The following is a 6,393-nucleotide window of genomic DNA, read 5'->3' on the forward strand; positions in this document are numbered from 1 at the left end:
GTATCGATAATTTGAAAATTAGCCCTGTGAATATAAAGAGCTTTTCCATCAATCATTAATTTTGTCATCTTTGGAAGATTTTTTGGAATTTCCCAATAAACTTCATCTCCAGAATAAGCAGTAATTGGTTGACCAAGCTGAGATTTAATAACTACAACTCTTGATTTTCCAAACATATTTTTGTATTTATTGACAATATTTGATACATAAGTATTATCGGAAATAACTTTATTTGAAGTACTATTGATTTCTTCTTTTGTAAAATCTACAGCTGGTTTTAGCCCTTTTTGCTCAAATATACAAGTATCTCCACAGCTTTGAATTTGATTTCCATCGATGTTAATAGTTATGACAGACGACATCTCATAGCCAGTGATGACATCTCCATTGCTATCATAATTAGTCGTTTCAACTGCATTACCTTTTATGTTGATTTTTTCGCCGCTTGTTGTTAGGACTAACTTCCCATAATTGTCATAAGTGTGAATGGTATATCCATTTCCTGTTAAATTGCCTTTAATATCGTTGATTTTTGAATTTAATTTTGCACATCCAGTAATACTAAATACGAACATCATACACATTACTACACATACAATTTTTTTTACATTTTTCTTCATTTTTTATTATCCCCCCTTGCTATTAAGTTTAAGATATCCGTTATTGATTGGCAATAGCAATAAATTACATATTCGTATAGAATTATATCTGATTTCTATATTGTAGATACTCTACAAATTTCTTCACTGCCACAGATGCAGTTTTATGATTTTTTACAACAAAACCGATATCTCGAGATGCAGGCACATCTAATTCCTTCGCTAAAATTTTATAAGGTATGCGCTTTAAAATAAGCTCTGGAAGTATGCTAATTCCCAATCCGCTTTCGACCATAGACATAACTGCGTAGTCATCCCATGTAGTAAAGTGTACATTAGGAGTCAAATTATGTCGCTCAAATATTTCTGCTATTTCCGCTTTTTCACCTTTTTCAAGTAGCATAAATGGATAATTGCAAAGATCTTTAACAGGGAAGTACTTTTGACCTGCTAAGGGGTGATCTTCTGGAATAACTGCTAGAAGTCTGTCTTTTTCTAAAAAAGTAGCTTCTAATTTGGGGTTTGTCGGAAGGCACAAAAATCCGCAGTCGACCCTGCCTTCTAATAGCCATTTTTCTATTTCTGTATAATCGCCTAAAAGCAATTCGTATTCTATGTTAGGGTAATCTTTTTGAAATTCCTTGATAATATTTGGCAGCCAATGTGTAGCCACACTTGAAAACGTTCCTATACGAATAATACCTGATTGCAAACCATTTAACTCGTCTATCTGCATTTGTAGCTTTTGATATTCTTCACATACATTTTTTACATATGGCAAAATTTTTAGTCCATCTGATGTGAGAGTAACGCCGTTTTTACCTCTTTCTAAAAGTGAAATATTCCACTCCTTCTCGAGGTCGCTTACCATCCTGCTGATGCCTGATTGAGAATACGATAGCGCCTGTGCTGATTTGGAAAAGCTCTTTAATTCTACTGTTTTTAAAAATGCAAGGTATTTTTGAATATTTGTATCCACGATGTCTCCTCCTTTATATCTGATTTTGTAATAGTATATATGATAAATATTCGTTTTTATAATATTTAAGGATATGATACACTTAAAATATAAAAATTACAAGAAAAGGAGAGGAGATTATGAAGCGAGCATATTTTAAGTATATTTTTTCACTGCTTTTGTTTGGATCAAATGGTATTGTTGCAAGTTATATAGCACTTTCAAGCTATGAAATTGTGTTTTTTAGAACTTTGATTGGGAGTCTGTTGTTGATATCTGTATTTATATTTTCTAGGAGAGAGGTTTCTTTTAAAAAATATAAAAAACATACATTTTTCGTAGTACTATCTGGGATTGCGATGGGGCTTAGTTGGATGTTTGTATACGAGGCTTATAAGCAAATAGGTGTCAGTATTGCTTCACTTGTATTTTATTGTGGACCGATAATAGTGATGATTGTTTCACCGATTTTATTTAAAGAGAAGCTGACTTTACCTAAGATTTTAGGATTTATTACCGTATTTTGTGGTGTTTTTCTTGTCAACGGTCAAATATCACATGGAGGAAATATTAAATTTGGGCTGTTCTGTGGAACTATGGCGGCGTTAATGTATTCGTTGATGATTATATTTAACAAACAAGCAAAAGACATAGTCGGGTTAGAAAATTCTACAATACAGCTTGTTGCGGGATTTGTAGTAGTTGCAGTATTTATTGGAATTAAACAGAGATTTGTGATAGATGTTCCTGCTTCTAGCTGGATACCAATTTTCATCCTAGGTTCAGTTAATACGGCGATAGGGTGTTATCTTTATTTTTCATCGATTTGTGAGCTGCCAGTACAGACAGTTGCCGTATGTGGTTATTTAGAACCGTTATCTGCAGTTGTATTTTCAGTATTGATACTAGGCGAAGTTATGAGTTTGCCTCAAATTATAGGTGCTGTGATGATTATTTGTGGAGCTATATTTGTAGAGTGTTGTGATTTATTATTTGCAAAAAACAGAAAAATAATATTAAAATAACTATTTATAAAAAAATATTTTTACTTTCAAATATTTTTTATATCAAATAAAAAACTATTTTATTGAATATGTACTTCACAAACACTATAATTTAAATTAGCAGGTTATTTTTATATAATTGGAGGAAAACAATGGAAAAGAAAAAGAGATTGAAAAACCAGATTGGTTTAAAGTTAGCTACGACAGCGGTGTAGGTGAAGTAGCGAAAATGATGGAGGATAACGCTTTACATACTGTTTGCAAGGAAGCAAATTGCCCTAACAGAGGTGAATGCTACAAAAAACGTACAGTTACTTATATGATAATGGGTAACCAATGCTCTAGAAACTGCAAATTCTGCAATGTTACAAATGGAGTTCCTACAAAATTAGATGAAAACGAGCCTCTTAGAGTAGCAGAATCTGCTAAAAAATTAAACCTAAAACACGTCGTAGTGACTAGTGTTACAAGAGACGACCTAGAAGATGGTGGAGCAAACCATTTTGCCAAAACTATCACAGAAATTAGAAGATTAAATCCGGACACAACAATCGAGGTTTTAATACCTGATTTAAAGGGTGAGCCTAAGAATTTAGATATAGTTATCGCAGCAAAACCAGACGTGATAAATCACAACATGGAAACTGTGAAGAGATTATATGAAAAAGTAAGACCAGAAGCTGAGTACGAGAGATCATTATTCGTATTAAAATATGTAAAAGAAAACGCACCAGATATACTTACAAAAACAGGAATAATGGTAGGTCTTGGCGAAACAGACGAAGAAGTATATAAATTAATGGACGATGTTCTAGCAGTGGATTGCGACATATTCACAATCGGACAATACTTACAACCAACTAGAAAGCACGTAGATGTAGAAGAATATGTGAGCCTAGAAAAATTCGACGAATACAAGAGAGTAGGGGAAGAAAAAGGCTTTAAATTTATAGCAAGTAGCCCTCTAGTTAGAAGCTCATACAAGGCAGCAGAAGCTCTAGAAGCACATATTGAAAAATCAAAAGTGCAAAAATAAATTTGTATATTTTAAGGAGAAAATGACATGATATACGTAGACAGCAATTCAATATGCCACTTTTTGTTTGCCCATTTAAGATATATAACTACTCTAACTATTGTAATTATATTTAACAACTTTGTGATAATGGTATAATTGCTCAAACAAAGTTACTTACTGTAATTAGCATTTCATTAAGTTAAAATGGCTTCACATAAAAACTTAAATATATTTTACTAAATTAAAAATACTTAAATAAATAAATTATCATTAGATCCACAAATTTCAAATAAAAAGGCTTTTATATTACTAAAGAAATTATAAAAATACAACTAAACTTGCATCACAAAGTTGTTAAATATATTCACAATGCTTTTGGTGGAGGATTAAGTATGCTGTTTATTGCTTTTTGGGTTTAGAAAACTCCAGCCTAAAATTGTGACTGGAGTTTTCTATTATTTAAATATTTTAATTACACCCTTATCATTCAAGTTCTTAACAACCGAAATAGTAATCGGAAGACCGAGCATTCCTATAAATCCCAAGAAATGAAGTCCCACAAACATACTAATAAGAGTCACTACAGGATGAAGCCCCACCTGCTGTCCAACCAATTTCGGCTCGACGATATTTCTGATAATAGTAACTATCACATAAAGCAGAGCAATTCCAAAACCTATTTTATAATTCCCATAAGCAAATGAAATTATAGCCCAAGGTATCATTATCCCACCTGTTCCAAGCACTGGCAAAATATCAAACACAGCTATTACCATAGCTATAAGCACAGCATTAGATATTCCTATTATGCTAAGACCGATTGCGATTTCAGCGAAAGTCATCATCAATATAAGCATGTAAGATAATACACATTTAAATAGAGTAGTAGTTATGTATTTTTTGACCTCTCCAATAGAATTTGAAGCAGACTTTGGGAGCTGTCTTTTTATAAAACTTGTGATTTTTTCAAAATCGATAGTCATGAAGAATGTTACGATTATAGTTATTATAGTTTTTACAAAAATTCCTGGAATAGACGTAGCAAAGCCGGAAACATAAGATACAACGGCTGTTGAAAATTTACTTACAAAATCACCTAGTGCGTTTAACAAAGTAGAGGAGCTCTCTTCAAGTGCTGAGATTAAATTAGGATCTAAAGAAAGAAATAGCTTTTCAACATGAGAAAATGTATCTCTTATAAGAGGCTCAAAATTAGTTGTAAAGAAATAAGGCAACGATACGAATAAATCCTGTAAAATCACGACGAGCTTTGCACCGACCATAATTACTATAAACGATGCAACAGCATAAAACAAAAGCACAAATACTATAGAAATTAGACCTCTTCTCAAATGTAGTTTTTCACAGCACAGCTTAATAGGCGCATTTAAAATCGCAGCTATTAAAAATGCGATTATAAAAGGTGTCAGTATCGGACCTAAAAACTTAATTATTAAAATTACACTCGCAGTAATTACTCCAAAATAACAGAATTTTATCAAAAATTCCTTCTGTTTCTGTAGCTTTAAATCACTATCCATTTTACCCTCCAAATAACTAAAATAAATTATCTTAATTATATATGATTTATCCGCGCAATTTATTTAAAAATATTTAACAAATTTATTTCAATTTTTTAATAAAAATAAAAAGGCGGCTATACCTATTAAGTATAACCACCTTTAATTTCCAAAATAAAATCTACATAAATTATATAGCTTTACTGTCTTTATCATTTCCCCAGCATTCAACTTTTCCTAATCCTTCTATATTAGCAGGGTCGAATGTAGGATTTTTAATTCCAGCTTTTCTTTGTCTAGTATAGTCGTCTAAAGCTCTGAAAGCAAACTTACCAAGAAGTGCTATTGCAACTAAGTTTACTATAGCCATAAGAGCCATTATTACATCGGCTAAGTTCCAAACTATTTCTACTTGAGTTAGAGAACCGAACATAACCATGCATACAACTATACATCTAAATGCGAACATAACATTTTTGTTTTCGCCGAATATAAATTCTATATTAGATTGTCCATAGTAGTAGTTTCCAACTATTGAACTGAATGCAAATAAGAAGATACAAACTGCTATAAACATATATCCGAAAGATCCTATATGGTAGCTTAGTGCTTCTTGAGCTAATTCTATACCAGTTGCTCCAGATGTTTTTGAAAATTGAGTGTATAGAAGAACCATAAATGCAGTACAGCTACAGATTATTATAGTATCTGTGAAAACACCAAGAGATTGTATTAAACCTTGTTTTACTGGGTGAGAAGTATTAGCTGTTGCAGCTGCATTAGGAGCAGAACCCATACCAGCTTCATTAGAGAATAGACCTCTTTTTACACCAACTAATATCATACCAGTAAATGTACCAGCAGCGAATTCTCTGAAGTTAAACGCACTACTAAATATTGCACCGAATACTTGTGGCATTAAAGTTATGTTTTTAGCGACTACAAATAGTGCAATTAATATGTAAGCTACGGCGAATATTGGAACTATTACTTCAGAAACCTTAGCAACTCTGTGAACTCCACCGAATATAACAGCAGCAGTTAATACGCATAAAACTATACCCATAGCAAGCTTAGGCACACCGAAAGCACTGTTAAATGCAAGTGACATTGTGTTTGCTTGAACTGCATTGAAAACAAATGGGAAGCAAAGAGTTATAAGAACTGAGAATAATACAGCCATCCATCTCTTGTTTAACCCTTGTTCCATATAGTAAGCAGGGCCACCTCTAAATGCTGTTCCGTCTTTGATTTTATAGATTTGTGCAAGCGTACTTTCTACAAAACTTGATGC

The 6,393-nt window shown here is 32.5% G+C and carries 6 protein-coding genes; 2 read left to right on the top strand and 4 right to left on the bottom strand.

Annotated elements, in window-relative coordinates:
- Positions 1-578 (bottom strand): DUF5052 family protein (locus MR593_RS08210; RefSeq protein WP_290691765.1); only part of this gene is annotated, 578 nt, incomplete at its 3' end.
- Positions 579-702: 124 nt separating this feature from the next.
- On the bottom strand, positions 703-1,578 hold the full coding sequence (locus tag MR593_RS08215; protein WP_290691766.1) for a LysR family transcriptional regulator: 876 nt from the start codon (positions 1,576-1,578) through the stop codon (positions 703-705).
- A 119-nt stretch (positions 1,579-1,697) separates the two neighbouring features.
- Here MR593_RS08215 and MR593_RS08220 point away from each other — a divergent pair, with 119 nt between their 5' ends.
- On the top strand, positions 1,698-2,582 hold the full coding sequence (locus MR593_RS08220; protein WP_290691768.1) for a DMT family transporter: 885 nt from the start codon (positions 1,698-1,700) through the stop codon (positions 2,580-2,582).
- Between the two features lie 118 nt (positions 2,583-2,700).
- The gene (lipA, locus tag MR593_RS08225; protein WP_290691770.1) at positions 2,701-3,597 is read left to right on the top strand and encodes a lipoyl synthase; all 897 of its coding nucleotides are present in this window, start codon (positions 2,701-2,703) and stop codon (positions 3,595-3,597) included.
- A 437-nt stretch (positions 3,598-4,034) separates the two neighbouring features.
- On the opposite strand, the gene ytvI is transcribed toward lipA, so the two are convergent.
- Positions 4,035-5,120, bottom strand: coding sequence for a sporulation integral membrane protein YtvI (ytvI, locus tag MR593_RS08230; protein ID WP_290691772.1), 1,086 nt, complete (start codon positions 5,118-5,120; stop codon positions 4,035-4,037).
- A gap of 169 nt (positions 5,121-5,289) precedes the next feature.
- A partial coding sequence (locus tag MR593_RS08235; protein WP_290691774.1) for an alanine/glycine:cation symporter family protein occupies positions 5,290-6,393 on the bottom strand: 1,104 nt, incomplete at its 5' end.

It is taken from the genome of Intestinibacter sp., assembly GCF_022780145.1.
Classification (GTDB): Bacteria; Bacillota; Clostridia; order Peptostreptococcales; family Peptostreptococcaceae; genus Intestinibacter.